Source organism: Prevotella sp. lc2012, assembly GCF_900107065.1.
Taxonomy (GTDB): domain Bacteria; phylum Bacteroidota; class Bacteroidia; order Bacteroidales; family Bacteroidaceae; genus Prevotella.
Genome location: NZ_FNUF01000003.1, coordinates 435329 through 451584, shown reverse-complemented (window position 1 = coordinate 451584; position 16256 = coordinate 435329). Strand labels below are relative to the sequence as shown.

15 protein-coding genes and 1 tRNA gene are annotated in these 16256 nt (G+C 48.3%); 11 read left to right on the top strand and 5 right to left on the bottom strand.

Translation table 11 applies throughout. The annotated features are described in order from the left end of the window. The first annotated feature begins 16 nt into the window (after positions 1 to 16). The 7 genes from BLU99_RS08475 (at position 17) to BLU99_RS12165 (ending at position 6713) form a co-directional block, all read left to right on the top strand. Positions 17 to 1315: a phenylacetate--CoA ligase family protein gene (locus BLU99_RS08475; protein ID WP_091901021.1), complete on the top strand. Its 1299-nt coding sequence runs from the start codon at positions 17 to 19 to the stop codon at positions 1313 to 1315. Positions 1316 to 1339: 24 nt separating this feature from the next. Then, positions 1340 to 1765 (top strand): ACT domain-containing protein, encoded by a 426-nt coding sequence (locus BLU99_RS08470; protein WP_091901018.1) that lies wholly within the window; start codon positions 1340 to 1342, stop codon positions 1763 to 1765. 101 nt (positions 1766 to 1866) lie between these two features. Beyond that, positions 1867 to 1941: transfer RNA gene (locus tag BLU99_RS08465), tRNA-Val, on the top strand. A gap of 99 nt (positions 1942 to 2040) precedes the next feature. After that, complete coding sequence (gene purB / locus BLU99_RS08460; protein ID WP_091901016.1) at positions 2041 to 3387, top strand: adenylosuccinate lyase; 1347 nt, start codon at positions 2041 to 2043, stop codon at positions 3385 to 3387. A gap of 44 nt (positions 3388 to 3431) precedes the next feature. Continuing rightward, the gene (locus tag BLU99_RS08455; RefSeq protein ID WP_176771094.1) at positions 3432 to 4784 is read left to right on the top strand and encodes a pseudouridine synthase; all 1353 of its coding nucleotides are present in this window, start codon (positions 3432 to 3434) and stop codon (positions 4782 to 4784) included. Between the two features lie 68 nt (positions 4785 to 4852). Beyond that, positions 4853 to 6292, top strand: coding sequence for an asparagine--tRNA ligase (asnS, locus tag BLU99_RS08450; RefSeq protein WP_091901012.1), 1440 nt, complete (start codon positions 4853 to 4855; stop codon positions 6290 to 6292). Between the two features lie 235 nt (positions 6293 to 6527). After that, entirely contained in the window at positions 6528 to 6713 is a 186-nt protein-coding gene (locus BLU99_RS12165; RefSeq protein ID WP_143065760.1) for a hypothetical protein, read from the top strand. Positions 6714 to 6963: 250 nt separating this feature from the next. Here the strand turns inward: BLU99_RS12165 and BLU99_RS12295 are convergent, their stop codons facing one another. Next, positions 6964 to 7113 carry a hypothetical protein gene (locus BLU99_RS12295; protein ID WP_176771093.1) on the bottom strand — a complete coding sequence of 50 codons (150 nt, stop codon included), beginning with the start codon at positions 7111 to 7113 and terminating at the stop codon, positions 6964 to 6966. A gap of 237 nt (positions 7114 to 7350) precedes the next feature. Beyond that, complete coding sequence (locus tag BLU99_RS08435) at positions 7351 to 8343, bottom strand: hypothetical protein (protein WP_091901007.1); 993 nt, start codon at positions 8341 to 8343, stop codon at positions 7351 to 7353. Between the two features lie 186 nt (positions 8344 to 8529). On the opposite strand from BLU99_RS08435, the gene BLU99_RS08430 reads away from it, so the two are divergent. The 4 genes from BLU99_RS08430 (at position 8530) to BLU99_RS08415 (ending at position 12482) form a co-directional block, all read left to right on the top strand. Beyond that, complete coding sequence (locus BLU99_RS08430) at positions 8530 to 8706, top strand: maltose acetyltransferase domain-containing protein (RefSeq protein WP_255397515.1); 177 nt, start codon at positions 8530 to 8532, stop codon at positions 8704 to 8706. Between the two features lie 155 nt (positions 8707 to 8861). Then, positions 8862 to 9074, top strand: coding sequence for a hypothetical protein (locus BLU99_RS08425; RefSeq protein ID WP_091901005.1), 213 nt, complete (start codon positions 8862 to 8864; stop codon positions 9072 to 9074). A 151-nt stretch (positions 9075 to 9225) separates the two neighbouring features. Next, positions 9226 to 10413, top strand: coding sequence for a radical SAM/SPASM domain-containing protein (locus tag BLU99_RS08420; protein WP_255397514.1), 1188 nt, complete (start codon positions 9226 to 9228; stop codon positions 10411 to 10413). A gap of 140 nt (positions 10414 to 10553) precedes the next feature. Next, positions 10554 to 12482: a TonB-dependent receptor gene (locus tag BLU99_RS08415; protein ID WP_091901001.1), complete on the top strand. Its 1929-nt coding sequence runs from the start codon at positions 10554 to 10556 to the stop codon at positions 12480 to 12482. 11 nt (positions 12483 to 12493) lie between these two features. On the opposite strand, the gene BLU99_RS08410 is transcribed toward BLU99_RS08415, so the two are convergent. The 3 genes from BLU99_RS08410 to BLU99_RS08400 are packed head-to-tail and all read right to left on the bottom strand — an operon-like array spanning position 12494 to position 16115. After that, positions 12494 to 13342 carry a CvfB family protein gene (locus BLU99_RS08410; RefSeq protein ID WP_091900999.1) on the bottom strand — a complete coding sequence of 283 codons (849 nt, stop codon included), beginning with the start codon at positions 13340 to 13342 and terminating at the stop codon, positions 12494 to 12496. After that, positions 13306 to 13986 (bottom strand): ABC transporter ATP-binding protein, encoded by a 681-nt coding sequence (locus tag BLU99_RS08405; RefSeq protein ID WP_091901147.1) that lies wholly within the window; start codon positions 13984 to 13986, stop codon positions 13306 to 13308. Before BLU99_RS08405 ends, BLU99_RS08410 begins: the two co-directional genes overlap by 37 nt. Before the next feature lie 5 nt (positions 13987 to 13991). Next, entirely contained in the window at positions 13992 to 16115 is a 2124-nt protein-coding gene (locus tag BLU99_RS08400) for a cation:proton antiporter (RefSeq protein ID WP_091900997.1), read from the bottom strand. Between the last annotated feature and the right edge of the window lie 141 nt (positions 16116 to 16256).

Below are 16256 nucleotides of genomic sequence, written 5' to 3'. Positions count from 1 at the left end.
TACTAAATTAAAGACAATGATTTGGAATGAAAGCGTAGAATGCATGGATCGCGAACAGCTTCGTGAAATCCAGAGTCGCCGTTTGGTAAAGATGGCGGAGTATGTATATCACAACACCCCCTTTTACCGGAAGAAGTTCCAGGAGATGGGACTGGAGCCCGGTGATATCAAGGGTATTGACGATATCGTTAAATTGCCGTTTACCAACAAGTTGGACTTGCGTGACAACTATCCTTTCGGTCTGGCGGCTGTGCCGATGAGTCAAATCGTACGCATTCATGCCTCTTCAGGTACTACGGGAAAACCTGTGGTCGTGCTTTATACCAGGAAGGATCTGGCCATGTGGGCAGAGGCCATTAGTCGTGCTTTCACGGCCTATGGCGCAGGAAAAGATGATATCTTCCAGGTGGCTTATGGCTATGGTCTCTTTACGGGAGGTCTGGGTGCTCACGATGGTGCGACGAATATCGGTGCCAGTGTAATCCCTATCTCTTCTGGAAACACCCAGAAGCAGATGACGCTGATGCATGATTTCGGTACGACGATCCTGTGTTGTACTCCTTCGTATGCGATGTTCCTTGGTGAAGCCATGCAGGAGTGTGAATGGCCTCGTGATGAGTTTAAGCTGAAGGTTGGCGTCTTCGGTGCTGAGCCGTGGACGGAGAAGATGCGTGTAAAGCTGGAACAGACCTTGGGCATCAAGGCTTATGATATCTATGGACTGAGCGAGATTGCCGGTCCTGGCGTCGGCTATGAGTGTGAATGTCAGCATGGAACACACCTCAATGAAGACTATTTCTATCCTGAGATCTTGGATCCGAATACGGGCGAGCCACTGCCGGAGGGCTCTTTTGGTGAGCTGACCTTTACCCATCTGACGAAAGAGGGTATGCCGCTTCTCCGTTATCGGACTCACGATCTGACGGCCCTTCATTATGAGAAATGTGAGTGCGGGCGCACGCTCGTTCGCATGGACCGCATCCTTGGCAGATGCGATGATATGCTGATTATCCGTGGTGTGAACGTGTTCCCGTCGCAGATCGAGGATGTCATCCTGAAGCTGCCTGAGTATGAGCCTCACTTCCTGTTGACCGTTGACCGTGTCAACAATACGGACACGTCAGAGTTGAAGGTCGAGGTGAAGGAAGAATACTTCACCGATGACATGGCGACGATGGTTGGTCTGCAGAAGAAGTTGGAAGGTGAGCTGCGCAGTGTGATCGGCCTTGGCTTCAAGGTGAAACTTGTTGAGCCGAAGGGTATTGAGCGCTCAACAGGAAAGGCCAAGCGTGTGATAGATAATAGAAAAATCTGATAAGAAACTTAAACTATAAAGAGTATGAAAGCAAAACAATTATCCGTTTTCCTTGAGAACAAGTCTGGACGACTGACTGAGGTGACAGAGGTCTTGGGAGCTGCAGGTATCAATCTGTCTGCCATGAGTATCGCCGACAATAGCGACTTCGGAATCCTGCGCTGTATCGTGTCAGATCCAGACAAGGCCTATCAGGTGTTGAAAGAGGCTCATTTCGCCGTAAAACTTACGGATGTCATTGGTTTTATCTGTCCGAACACCAGTGGTTCGCTGGCTGTTGTCCTGAAACATTTGTCCGATAATGGTGTATTCATTGAGTATATGTACTCTTTCGCCAATGGTGATGTGGCAACAGTCGTCATTCGTCCTACGGATCTGGAGGCTTGTGAGAGGATATTGGCAGAGAAAAAAGTGGAGTTGATGGCCGATAGCGACCTGTATCAGTTATAATATAGGTGAAACCGTGAAATTTCTTTCGGGAAATTTTGCGGTTTCGTTTTTTTAGTGTACCTTTGCATCCGCATAAAAATGCATGTGTGTGGAGGCACGAAGGGCGTTTAGCTCAGCTGGTTTAGAGCATCTGCCTTACAAGCAGAGGGTCGGCGGTTCGAATCCGTCAACGCCCACGACACAAAACAGGTCCTTCTGCAGCCGTGGAGGTTGCGGTTTGGGCCGAAGCGCTTTTATTGAATAGATAATTATCGAATTTTTGGTTTAGTTTAAGAATGGATTTAAGTTTGTTGACAGCCATTTCGCCTATTGATGGCCGTTATAGGAGTAAGACAGAGCCGTTGGCAGAGTATTTCTCAGAGTATGCGTTGATTCGCTATAGAGTGCGTGTTGAAATAGAATACTTCATTACCCTTTGCGAGTTACCTTTACCACAGCTGCAGGACATCAACCATCAACTGTTTGACCAACTCCGTGACATATACCGCCAGTTCTCACCCGCTGATGCCCAGCGTGTGAAGGAAATTGAGAAGGTAACCAATCATGATGTGAAAGCCGTAGAGTACTTTATCAAGGAAAGGCTCGATGCTATCGGTGGCTTTGAACGGTATAAGGAGTTTATTCATTTTGGTCTGACTTCCCAAGATATTAATAATACCAGTGTTCCTCTTTCCGTGAAAGAGGCCTTGGAGGACGTATATTATCCGCTTGTCAGTGAACTGATTGAGCAATTGCACGATTATGCTGAGCAGTGGAAGAATATCCCGATGCTTGCCAAGACCCACGGTCAACCGGCATCTCCAACCCGTCTGGGAAAAGAGATCATGGTCTATGTCTATCGTCTGGAGGAGCAGTTACGCTCTCTGAAGGAGATTCCTGTCACGGCAAAGTTCGGTGGTGCTACTGGTAATTACAATGCCCATCATGTGGCCTATCCGCAATATGACTGGCGTGAGTTCGGCAACAGTTTCGTCAGCGAGAAGCTCGGTCTTGAGCGCGAGCAGTACACCACTCAGATCTCCAATTATGACTGGCTGGGCGCCATCTTCGATGCGATGCGTCGTATCAATACGATCGTGATTGATCTGGATCGTGATTTCTGGATGTATATCTCCATGGATTACTTCAAGCAGAAAATCAAAGCCGGTGAGGTGGGTAGTAGTGCCATGCCGCATAAGGTAAACCCGATCGACTATGAGAACTCCGAGGGTAATCTGGGTATTGCGAATGCTATCTTGCAGTTCCTGGCAGCCAAACTGCCTGTAAGCCGACTGCAGCGTGACCTCACCGACTCGACTGTACTGCGTAATGTCGGAGTACCTATGGGACATGCGCTTATTGCTTTCCAGAGCACCCTGAAGGGACTGCGTAAGCTGATCCTTAACGAGGAGAAATTGCAGGAAGATCTTGACAATACCTGGGCTGTTGTGGCTGAGGCTATTCAGACGATTCTCCGCCGTGAGGCATATCCGAATCCTTATGAGACGCTGAAAGCACTGACGAGAACGAATGAGAAACTGACTGGCGAGAAGATCCGTCACTTTATTGAGACACTGGAAGTCAGTGAGGATGTCAAAGAGGAGCTTCGCGCGATTACGCCATCCTCTTATACGGGAATCTAATCAACCAACAATTTATTAATAAGTATTTAAACAAAGTTATTAGCATGGATTTCGAGAACAACGAGAAAAAGCAGGAAGAAACACAGAATCAGGAAGGCTTCCAGAAAGAATACCGCACGGGCCGTTCACCACGCCCGCGTATACATACAGGACAGCGCCCAACTTTTGAGCGTCCAAGTTTCAACAACCACGACAACGATGAAGGTGGCTTCCGTCCGGAGGGCTTCGGTGCCGGTCTGCAGAGCGCAAATACACAGCGCGGCGGTTACCGTCCCCGCAACAACTATAACGGCGGTTATCAGCCTCGTCAGGAGGGTGGTTATCGTCCTCGTCAGGAGGGTGGCTATCAGCCTCGTCAAGGGCAGGGTGGCTATCGTCCCCGTCAGGAGGGTGGCTATCAGCCTCGTCAGGAAGGTGGCTATCAGCCTCGTCAGGGTGGTTATCGTCCTCGTCAAGAAGGTGGCTATCAACCCCGTCAGGGTGGCTACCGTCCCCGTCAGGAGGGTGGCTATCAGCCTCGTCAGGGCGGTTATAACCCAAATTATCAGAAACCCTACAGCAAACCGTACGGTTCAGCTTATAAGAAAGGACCGCGCCAGCACTCAGCCGACTATGATCCGAATGCTAAGTATAGCATGAAGAAACGCATTGAGTACAAGGAGGTCAACTATGATCCCAATGAGCCGTTGCGTCTGAATAAGTTCTTGGCAAACGCAGGTATCTGCAGTCGTCGTGAGGCTGATGAGTTCATCCAGGCAGGTGTCGTAACCGTGAATGGTGAGATCGTCACAGAACTGGGAACCAAGATCCTGCGTACCGATGAGGTGAAGTTCCACGATCAGCCTGTAACCATCGAGAAGAAGGTGTATGTGTTGCTTAACAAACCGAAGGATTATGTGACCACCAGCGATGATCCCCAGCAGCGCAAGACTGTGATGGATCTTGTGAAGAACGCATGTCCGGAGCGTATCTATCCTGTAGGTCGTCTTGACCGTAACACGACAGGTGTGCTCTTGTTGACCAACGATGGTGATCTCGCTTCGAAGTTGACACATCCGAAGTATCTGAAGAAGAAGATCTATCATGTATATCTCGATAAGAATGTCACAGCCCGTGATCTTCAGCAGATTGCCGAGGGCGTGCAGCTCGAGGATGGTGAGATCAAGGCCGACGATGTGCAGTATGCCAGTCCGACAGACAAAAAGCAGGTGGGCATTGAGATCCACAGCGGCAAGAACCGTATCGTACGCCGTATCTTCGAGGCACTTGGCTATCGCGTGCAGAAACTCGATCGTGTGCAGTTTGCCGGTCTGACCAAGAAGAACCTGCGCCGTGGCGACTGGCGTTACCTCACAGAGGAGGAGGTCGATCGCCTTCGCATGGGTGCATATGAATAAGGATATTTAGCAGCGGACTACAGGACTTGAAAACTGTAGTCCGCTGCATTAAAGATAACAAAAAAACGATGAAACGAACAAAGATTATCGATGTGCTGAAGAGCACGGAATATGGTAAGGACATCTGTGTGAAAGGTTGGGTGCGTACGCACCGCAGCTCGAAGGCCGTTGACTTTATCGCCCTGAACGACGGTTCAACTATCAAGAACGTGCAGATCGTGGTTGATCCGACAAAGTTTGACGAGGAGGACTTGAAACAGATTACAACAGGTAGCTGTATTTGTGCTGAGGGAACACTGGTAGAGAGCCAGGGTGCCGGACAGTCGAGTGAGATACAGGCTACACGCCTGGAGGTGTATGGTCTTTGTGGCAACGACTACCCGATGCAGAAGAAGGGTCAGAGCTTTGAGGTGATGCGTAAGAACGCTCACATGCGTCTGCGTACCAATACCTTCGGGGCTGTGATGCGTATCCGTCATAACATGGCGATGGCTATCCATACCTATTTCCATGAGCATGGATTCTTCTATTTCCATACACCGCTGATCACAGCAAGCGACTGTGAGGGCGCAGGCAACATGTTCCAGGTTACCACAAAGAACCTCTACGACCTGAAGAAGGACGAGAACGGTAAGATCATCTATGATGATGATTTCTTTGGCGAGCAGACCTCACTGACGGTGTCTGGACAGTTAGAGGGTGAGCTGGGCGCTACAGCACTGGGCGCTATCTATACCTTCGGTCCCACTTTCCGTGCAGAAAACTCCAACACCCCGCGCCATCTGGCAGAGTTCTGGATGGTAGAACCCGAGGTGGCATTCATCGATCAGGAAGAGTTGATGGATCTTGAAGAAGACTTCATCAAGTACTGTGTCCGTTGGGCTCTCGATAACTGCAAGGACGATCTGCAGTTCCTGAACCAGATGATCGACAAGACCCTGATTGAACGTCTGGAGGGTGTTTTGAAGGATACCTTTGTTCGTCTGCCTTACACTGAGGGTATCAATATCCTGCAGGAGGCTATTAAGAATGGTAAGAAGTTTGAGTTCCCCTGTAACTGGGGCGACGACCTGGCCAGTGAGCATGAGCGCTACCTCGTGGAGGAGCACTTCAAGAAGCCCGTCATCATGACCGACTACCCCCGTGCTTTCAAGTCGTTCTATATGAAACAGAACCAGGATACGGCCGATGGCGGTTCTGTGGGTTACAAGGGTGCTGTGGCTCCTGGTCCTACCATGCAGGGTACCGACGTGCTGTTCCCGCAGATCGGTGAGATTATCGGTGGTTCGGTGCGTGAGGAGAGTTACGACAAACTGATGGGTGAGATTGAGCGTCGCCAGATGGATAAGACCCATCTGTGGTGGTACATCGATACCCGTCGTTGGGGAACCTGTCCGCATGCCGGCTTCGGTCTTGGCTTCGAGCGTCTGATTCTGTTTGTAACAGGTATGCAGAACATCCGCGACGTCATCCCGTTCCCGAGAACACCGAAGAGCGCTGAGTTCTAAGAATATCAACGTAAGTTTGAACCTATATAGAATCCCTCGATGCACAAAAGCATCGGGGGATTCTGCTTTCCTATGCCAGATAACATGAAACGGTTGGTTATTCTCGTGAATAGCTCAAATAAGACCTTTAATAATTTGTGAGTTTGAAAAAAAGTGACTATTTTTGCTGTCAATTGCGAAAACATTAGCGGAAACCGAAAAGCTAAAAGAGTAGGTGTTTATTAATTTTAGATTTATGAAAGATTCTATTTTCAAGTTCATCGAGCAGAATGATGCTCATGAGAAATTTGATCAGCATCTGACAAACGATGCTATGGGACAGATTATGGGCGGTAGGATGCAAAAACCTTGCGGTCCTTGGTCAGATTGCGACGCATGGCATTGCGGTCCTGACTGTACTTGCAGAAGCAATCTCTGCTAAATTCACTTACAGAGGTAAGGGCGTTGAAGGGGTAAAGCCGGAAGATGCTCTTACCTTATCTTTTTTTGATTATCATGGTTTGGTCAATTTATAATTATCTTTTTGATAAAGACAATACGACTTATTTGTATAATTCGTATACAAATAACTTGATGGAAGTGAAGGAGGATAAGTAGTCGAAGACAACGCAGATATCTATAATCAGATAAAACTGGAAAGATCGCTATCGAGATATAATAACAAATACCTTTCACTGACCATTGCTCCAACTACTGCATGTAATGTAGATACCAAACCACTCTGTAACGAAAGCGTTCCATGCTCCGCCATCACGAAGATAGATGCCTAATGCCAAGGCACATCCTATTGCAAGCGAAATGATTCCCGTTGTGTTACCCATCTTTTCGAGCCAAGCAAAACCACATGTGCCCAATCTCCGGCTTGCCTGATAAAATAGATATCAGTCCACCCATCAACAAAAGCGGAATACCCAGGCGGATGAGTTTCTTCTGCACAAACACCTTGGCTCCCCTGATAGGCCCAGTCGCCACCATCGCCGTATGCCTGACCGGCGTGGTGGAATATCACTAGCACCGTCAGGCACACCTTCAGATTGTCCAGATATAAAAGCCGTTTTTTATTCATTTATTTTTAAATACTCCATAATTCCCTTGCGATAGACTTCTGCGGGATCGTTGATGCCCTCCTTCGACAGGCGATCGAATATCTGGCAGAATGTCTGCACGTCGGCCTTGCCGAAGGAACGATAGTCGGCAGTCTCACGGCCTGCAATTTTGCAGTTGTACCAGCAGGCCAGACTCTCGAAGGCACTCCAGGGCACGTAGGTCAGGTCGCGCTTTGAATCGAGCTTCCGTGTGTAGACTTTCATTTCCTCCACGATGGGGTCGATGCTGTCCTGCATCAGGAAGATGCCGAACTCATGACTGAACATCGCCAGCTGGTAGTCGATGTCCTGATTATACCAGACGGTGTTGGTGCTGTCGTTCAGATTATTGTACGAAGGACCTTTATGGCCTGCACGATAGAGCAGCCAGTGATAATCGCCACGACGCCAAGTATAGCCCGTCACCCGTTCCCAATCCTTGACGAACGACAGCTCCTGCATCTTCTGGCTCAGCAGTTGCCGACGCTCCTCCATGTCAGCCTTCACTTGTGGATAGACGTTCTTGAGATAAGCGTCGTAGTGAGTTACATACACGTCGGCGATAGCACGGACAGCAGCCATCACGTCGGCTGGTGCATTTGCTTTCCTACCTTCGTTCATCACTATATTCATGGCCACTCGCATTGAGTCGACATTGGGTATGTTTTCTGCCGAAACACCAAAGAAGAATGGCCAGGCCAACATGCCTCCCTCGCCTTGTCCGAAGGTCAGGTAGTCCTTGTACTTCTGCAAGGTGTCGATAGCTGCCTGCGGAAATGTGTTGCCATATTTCGCAGCATACGCTGAGTCAGAGAATCCCAGTTCCGCCAGCGTGTAGAGATGTGTCACGTAGTTCACCTCAGGCCGAATCTCCATCAGTATCTTGATCTCCGGCTTTGGTGTTTGCGCCTGCTGGGGAAGGGCTCCAGAAATCAGAAACGCCAAGAGTAAAAATACATGCTTCATTGTTCCCATGTTTTATCGTTCTAATTCAAAATGGAATGGCTTGTCGAACTGCCAGTATACTTTAGAGTTTGACATTTTGTTTCTTGTTCACAGTGCAAAGTTCGGAACTTTTAGCGAGGTTTACAAAGGAAAAATCATAATATGGAGGGGATTTTCCCCTATTTGTGAGTAGGGAAAACTCTTCGTATCAATTTTTATTCCGCCGTTGACCCGCAGCTGATTGAAGAACTGACGGAAGTGAAGGAAATCATTCACGATTATAACCTGTTGCGCCCATCGGAGAAACTGAAGGCAAGGGAAATCCTGAAAAAGCTGTTGGGCCACATCGCTGACGACGAGATTCTGCTTTCCTATGCCAGATAACATGAAATGGTTGGTTATTCTCGTGAATAACTCAAATATGACCTTTAAAAATTTGTAAGTTTGAAACAAAATAACTATTTTTGCTGTCAATTGCGAAAACAATAGCGGAAACCGAAAAGCTAAAAGAGTAGGTGTTTATTAGTTTCTATAGATCTATGAAAGATTCTATTTTTAACATCATTGAGAAAAATGATGCACAGAATGAGTTTGATCTGCGTCTTGCAAAAGATGCTATGGGGCAGATTTTGGGTGGTAGAGAAAAGTTTAAAATGATCGATTACGCAGGAAGAGATTTCTGCGATCCTTGGTCAGATTGCGACGCATGGCATTGCGGTCCTGACTGTACTTGCAAAAGCAATCTCTGCTAAATTCACTTACAGAGGTAAGGGCGTTGAAGGGTTAAAGCCGGAAGATGCTCTTACCTTATTTTTTTTGATTATCATGGTTTGGTCAATTTATAATTATCTTTTTGATAAAGACAATACTACTTATTTGTATAATTCGTATACAAATAACTTGATGGAAGTGAAGGAGGATAAGAAGGCGATCTTGGAGGCATGTCAAAGGGGCGATTTCGATGCTGTACCGCAGACTGTCCAGGATCAACTCCAAAAAGAATGTATCGTAGTCGAAGACAACGCAGATATCTATAATCAGATAAAACTGGAAAGATCGCTATCGAGATATAATAACAAATACCTTTCACTGACCATTGCTCCAACTACTGCATGTAATTTCCGATGTGGATATTGTTACGAAGGCGGTATAGAGAAAAAGATATCAAAATCGGTCGATCAGTCGATTTCTGATATTCTTGGTTTCGTGAAGTCGTTCAAGAACACGAAATATCTGCGTGTGACATGGTATGGTGGGGAACCGCTACTCATGTTTGATTTTATCAAACAGTTATCTGAGAAGTTCATGGAAATGTTTGATAATTATGAGGCGTTTATCATCACCAATGGTTATCTCATGAACTCAGAGGTCGTCCAGGCATTTAAACGGTATAAGGTCAAGGGCGTTCAGATAACCATAGATGGTTTGGAGGAAACCCATAACCAGCGCCGTCCGCATTGTACAAATAAAGACAGCTTCCAGGTTATTATAAAGAACCTCACGACTTTGTTTCAAGAGTATCCTGAGGTTAGGGTATCATTAAGGGTTAATGTAGACAAATCTAACGAAGATGAATACCACGAGCTATATCATTTTCTTAAAGACAGGTTTGGGGATTATCATATAAATATTCATCCCGGTTATGTGACAGATGATTTTTCAGAAGTGTCCAATAATAAATGCATGATGCAGTGTGACAAGGTGAAGTTCGTTCTGAAGCAATACGATCAATATAAGATACCTATCTCGTTATACCCCAGTTCTTCCTTTGGCGAGTGCAGTGCACGGCATATCAACAGCTTCGTGATTGGCCCGGAGGGAGAACTATATAAATGCTGGAATGATATCGGCGTCAAGGAAAAGTCGGTAGGAAGTGTGACGGACTTCTCGTTCTCAAACAGGCTCGTATTGAAGTACCTGTTGGATAATGACCCGTTGGAGTCTGAGGAGTGCAAGCAGTGTTTCTATTTCCCTATATGCAATGGCGGATGTCCCTACAATAGGATATTCACGTCAAATAACCAGTGCATAGTCATGAAGCAGAATCTGAAGGATTTCTTGGTAAGATATATCGATACAAAGATCAAATGATTAATAAGGCATTTTATATTAGTGCATTGTTTTTACACATATGTACATGTCTAAATGCCCAAGAGGTAAGAGCAGACACGGACTCCATCGCTCGAGAACAATATCTGCAAGAGGTCGTAGTCCATGCAAGTTACCTTTCTGTGAAGGACAATCATATCGTTGGCGTGCCTACGCAACAACAGCGTAGGCATGCCCATACGGGATATGATCTGTTACGTCATATGATGCTATCTGGGGTAACCGTCATCAGAAAAGAGGGAAGGGTAAGCACCCCTGCTGGTGATGCCACCCTTTATATCAATGGTCGGGAGGTGAGCCCACGAGAGGTGGAATCATTGCGTCCCAAGGATATAGCCCGTATTGAGTATTATGATATGCCGACAGGTAAGTTCGCCAAAGATGCCGCCTCTATCAACTATATCTTGAAAGACTATCATGATGGAGGTTATACGCAGCTAGATGCCAGACAAGGGCTGGGCTTCTTGTTGGGCGATTATAACGGGATCTCTAAGTATTCTTTTAAAGACTACAACCTGAACCTCTGGGCTGGATATAATATCAAAAGTCCTAAAAACGAGGCAGAGGAAAAGGAAACGTATTCCTTCCCGGATTATGTTGTCAACAAAGAGAGCCGCTATCAGGATGGGGGAGACCGTACGATCAACAAATACGGCATCGCCAGCATCAGTCAGTCAACAAAAGAACGTACATGGATGTTGCGTGGTGGTATAGAGAGCAGCTCGTCTTCCGATTTTGTCGACCAAGGTCGTATTACCTATTCGGATGGACTTCTTTCTTCCGTTCGTTTTGCGCAGAAGGATCTCTTTCGCAGCGTGAAGCCAACCTTGTCTGTGTATTACCAGCGAACGATGTCTCCTAAAAGGAACTTTGAAGTCATGCTTGATAGTTACTACTCGCGCAACAAGTATGATAGAAGCTATACAGAACAAGATGCCAGTTACCCATACCACTCGAAGGAAGATTATTACTATGTGAAACTGAATGCCAACTACACGACCATGCTTCCGCATAAGGCACAGCTTACATTCAGTCTCCATGAATATATACATATCAGTCAGTTGTCAAACGATGTGAACGAAAGTGGCAAGCAGAAACTCCATTCCTCAGAAACCATTCTGTTTGCTAATTATGGGAAACGCTTCGGAACTCAGTTCATGCTCAATGCCAATCCGGGGGTGTCCTATCTTGTTTATCAGTTGCAGGGGTATGATGCCATCAAGCATGTTACCCCAAGGATCAACCTTTCGGCCGCCTACCTGATTGACAAATCTCAAAGACTACAGTTACGTTTTGCTTTGGGCAACACCCATCCTTCATTGAATACAGTTAATCATACGAGTCAACAGATAGACCGCTTTATGATTCGTCGGGGAAATGTGGATATGGATAACTCCGTTATCCTGCAACCTATGTTGACTTATATGTACAATCACAAGAAGGTGACCGTCGGTCTGACGGGTTCCTATATGTATCTTAACCATGCGATAGTCAATGATTATCTGACGGAAGGAAACAGGATGATCAATACTTACTCAAGTGATGCCCGTTATCGTACTACAGCTTTCAGTCTGTCCACCACCTATAAGCCGACATCCTCTTTTAATCTGCGCGTCAATGGCGACTACCAATATACGTCTATAAGTGGACCTGCCAATATACATCAGAACACGTTGAAGATGGGGCTGTTGGCAAACTGGTATGTGAAGGATTTCTTATTCTCGATGTCGTGCAACACCCCCTATAAGGAGATCCTGAATAACCAGATATACGTCCACGTCCCCTGGGAATATGATATGGGCGTGGAGTGGTCGCATAAGAACATGGCTGTCGAGGTCGTCGCCAATCATATATTCCTACGGAACAGCAAAACTGTCAGGAGAATCGATACAGACATTTATGATTACCAGTCCTCTCTTATCAGTGGTCTGCAAAAACAGTATCTGACAGCGAAGGTGATCCTGACGATTGATTATGGCAAGAAAGTGAACAAGTCGCCTAAGTACAACCTGAACTCAAGTGAGAGTGCTATCATGAGAGGTAAGATCTGAAGGCGGCCCGACTAAGCGAGACGGATGCCATTCCCATCCTCTTCAATCGTGATCAGACGACGCTTATACAGGTCGCCGATGGCCTTCTTGAATGCTTTCTTGGAAACCTGGAAGCGGTCGTAGATAAGCTCGGCAGGCGACTTGTCGCCCAGGTTGCAATAACCATCGTTCTCATAGAGGTAGCGCAGCAACACCTCGGCGAAGTCGAGGGTGTGCTGTCTGCCGCTCTGGTGAAGGGTCAGGTCGATCTTCCCGTCTTCACGTACATGGTCCACATAGGCTTTTAAGCGCATGCCGCTGTGCAGGGGTTGGAAGATCTGGTTCTCATAGATCTGTCCCTGAAAGCGGTTGTTGACGATCACCTTGAAGCCGAGGTCGGTCTTCTGCCATATCAGAATGTCCACCTCCGTACCATGAGTCAGCGCCGGCAGGTCGTTGATGGTTGGTATCTCGAGATACTTGTCGATCTTCGCGGTAGCCATCAAGCGGTAGCTATCCTCATCCACCTTAATATATACGATATAATGGTTCCCCTGTTCCATCCTTTTCTTCTGTTCGCGGAAAGGACAGAAGAGGTCTTTCATCAGTCCCCAGTTCAGGAAGGCGCCAAACTGGTTCACCCAAGCCACCTCAAGACTGGCAAACTGGCCCACCTTGGCATAGGGATGCTCCGTGGTAGCCACAGGTCGCTCCTCCTGGTCGAGGTAGATGAACACTTCGATATCGTCGCCGATATGCATGTTCTTGGTCACATAACGCTGGGGAAGCAGGATCTCACCTTCTTCTCCACCGTCGAGATAAAGTCCGAAGTCTACCGACTTGACTATTCTGAGGGTGTTGTAGTCTCCGAGTCTGAGCATATGAGTCCGTCTTTTAGGTGAATGGTGCGGTCGGTGATGGCCGCCAGTTGCTCGTCGTGTGTGACGATGACAAAGGTCTGTCCGAACTTGTCGCGAAGGTCAAAGAACAACTGGTGCAGCTCTTCCTTGTTCTTCGTGTCGAGAGAGCCGGAAGGCTCGTCGGCAAGGATCACGGCCGGGTGGTTGACCAGTGCGCGAGCCACGGCTACGCGCTGCTTCTCTCCACCCGACAGCTCGTTGGGTTTATGACTGGCACGGTCGGCCAGTCCCATGAACTCGAGCAGTTCCTTTGCCCGTTGTCTCGCCTGTTTATGCGACATGCCGGCGATATAAGCCGGGATCATGATGTTCTCGATGGCCGTGAACTCAGGGAGCAACTGATGGAACTGGAACACGAAGCCGAGATGCTGGTTCCGGAAGTCAGAGAGCTTCTTCGACGAGAGCGAGGTCACGTCGATACCGTCAACCGTCACAGAGCCGGTGTCGGGGCGGTCGAGCGTGCCGATGATCTGAAGCAGTGTGGTCTTGCCGGCACCACTGGGGCCGACGATGCTCACCACCTCACCTTTGTCGATATGCAGATCGATACCTTTCAGTACTTGTAGCGATCCGAAGCTTTTGGTGATATTTCTGATGTCAATCATATCTTTCATTTCTTTCTATGGATCCAACGTAGGATAGTATCATAGATACTCTTCTCCTCATGGTGCTGCGCCTCGGTGAAGCTCATGCGGTCATCCTTCGTGTTGCCGAACTGGTCGGGGAAGATGATCATGAGGTTCTTGCCGGAGAAGAACTTCTGCAGCTCATCAGGCAGACGCTCCAAGGCCGTCTTATAGGAGATAGTACCCTTTCGGGCGGTCACCACCACGAAGAGATGATCCTTCGCGATGCCGGAAGCCAACTGGGGCAGTTCGTTCCAGTGCCCCATAGACGTATACTCCGCCCGTACGTTCGGATGCCGGTTGTTGATATACTCTGCAATCAGCGCGAGCGACTCGTTACGACCATGGAACTGGATGCGGCAGTCTAACTGGCCGGCCAGTCGACTCAGTCGTTCCAGCCACCGGTGGAAACCGGGCTCGAACTCTGCCCGCGAGGGGACGGCCACCTGGATACGTCGGAGCGTGGACATCGGTTGCACGAAACGGGTCAGGACGATCTGTCGGTTCAGACCGTTATACAGACTCTGGATGAACTCACCCCAGAAACGAGGGTTGATGTCGGTATGGACGTGCATACCCATGATGATCTCCGAGCAGGCGAACTCCCGGAAGGCGTGCTTGATGCCGTTGGCGATGTTGGTGGCAAGACGGACCTGTGTCTGCATACCGACATCAGCGGCACTGGCCTGCTGTTGCAGATGCTCCAGCAGACGGAGACCCTGAGCCCGGGCCGTACTACTGTTCTGGTCGTCGTAGACCACGTTGAGTGCCACCAGGTCGCGCTTCAACCGTTGGTTACGCATCAGCGTGGAGAGGTCGAGCAACTGTGGTGCGATATCCGGATATTTCACGCAGAGCAGAATCTTCTCGTCATCGTCCTTCGGGGCTTCCGAGGTGAGGTGACTCTTCTCTTGCAGGATAATCTGTTTGGATGCATGCTCGGTCATCATCGTACTGATGATGCAGGTGAAGAGTATCATCATCACGACACCGTTCAGCATGTCGTTATTGATCAGGTATTCACCGGGGGCAACTTCCAGACGCATGCCGACCATGACCATGGCGATGGCACCTGCCGCATGGGCGGAGGTCAGACCGAACATCATGTTACCGTCGGCTTTCGAGAGTCGTAGTATCAGACTCGACAGGTAGGCTGCGACAGCCTTGCCGAAGGTACCGAAGAAAACGATGAGGAACACGATCCACGCCATCTCTATACCTGAGAACAGGGTGCGCACGTTGATGAGCATGCCCACACCGATCAGGAAATAGGGAATGAACAGGGCATTACCGATGAACTCGATGCGGTTCATCAGTGGCGACACGTGGGGGATGTATCTGTTCAGGATCAGTCCGGAGAAGAATGCTCCGAACACCCCCTCGATGCCGATCAATGAGGTCAGCGACGCACTCAGGAACATCACGCCGAGCACGAAGATATACTGCATGACGGCATCGCTGTAACGGCGCAGGAAGTAACGTGTCAGTTTAGGAATCAGAACCACGCTACCCACACAGAACGCCGCGAACTTCAGAAGGAACAGCAGCCAGAACTGCCACCCGCTATCCCCGTCGAACGAGCCGGACAGGGCGGCCAGCATGACGAGGGCCATGAACAGCGATATCATGGAAGAGCCGACACTCAGCGTGACACTCGTATGTTTCTGAAGACCGTAGCGGCATACGATGGGATAGGCAATCAGTGTGTTCGATGCCATGATACATCCCAGAAGAAACGACGCCGACGAAGAGTAGTCCAGGATGGTCAGCGCCATGACGTATGTCATCACGAAGGGAACGAGGAAGGTGAACAGTCCGAAGAGGACGAAATGCTTTGAACGCTTCCTGACACCGTCCGTGTCCATCTCCAGTCCGGCGAGGAACATGATATAATACAGACCGACACGTCCGAAGAGCTCAAACGAGTTGTCGCGCTCCAGGATGTTAAGACCGTACTGTCCGATCAGCACACCTGCCAGCACCATTCCGATGATGTGTGGGATACGGAGCTTGCTCATGACGATCGGGGCAAGCAGAATGATCAACAGGACTACAAAGAAAATCAGTGTAGGGTCGGTTATTGGGAAATATGTCGCTAGTAGGGTCATTCTGTCTGCAAAGGTACGAATAAAAAATAATTAGGAAATAAAAAAAGAATAAATTCTTTTGTATTGCGCTCGACTTTTCGTAATATTGCCATCAAAGATGGCGAAATTACTCCGTCTCGGCAAAAAAAGAAATGTATTTCT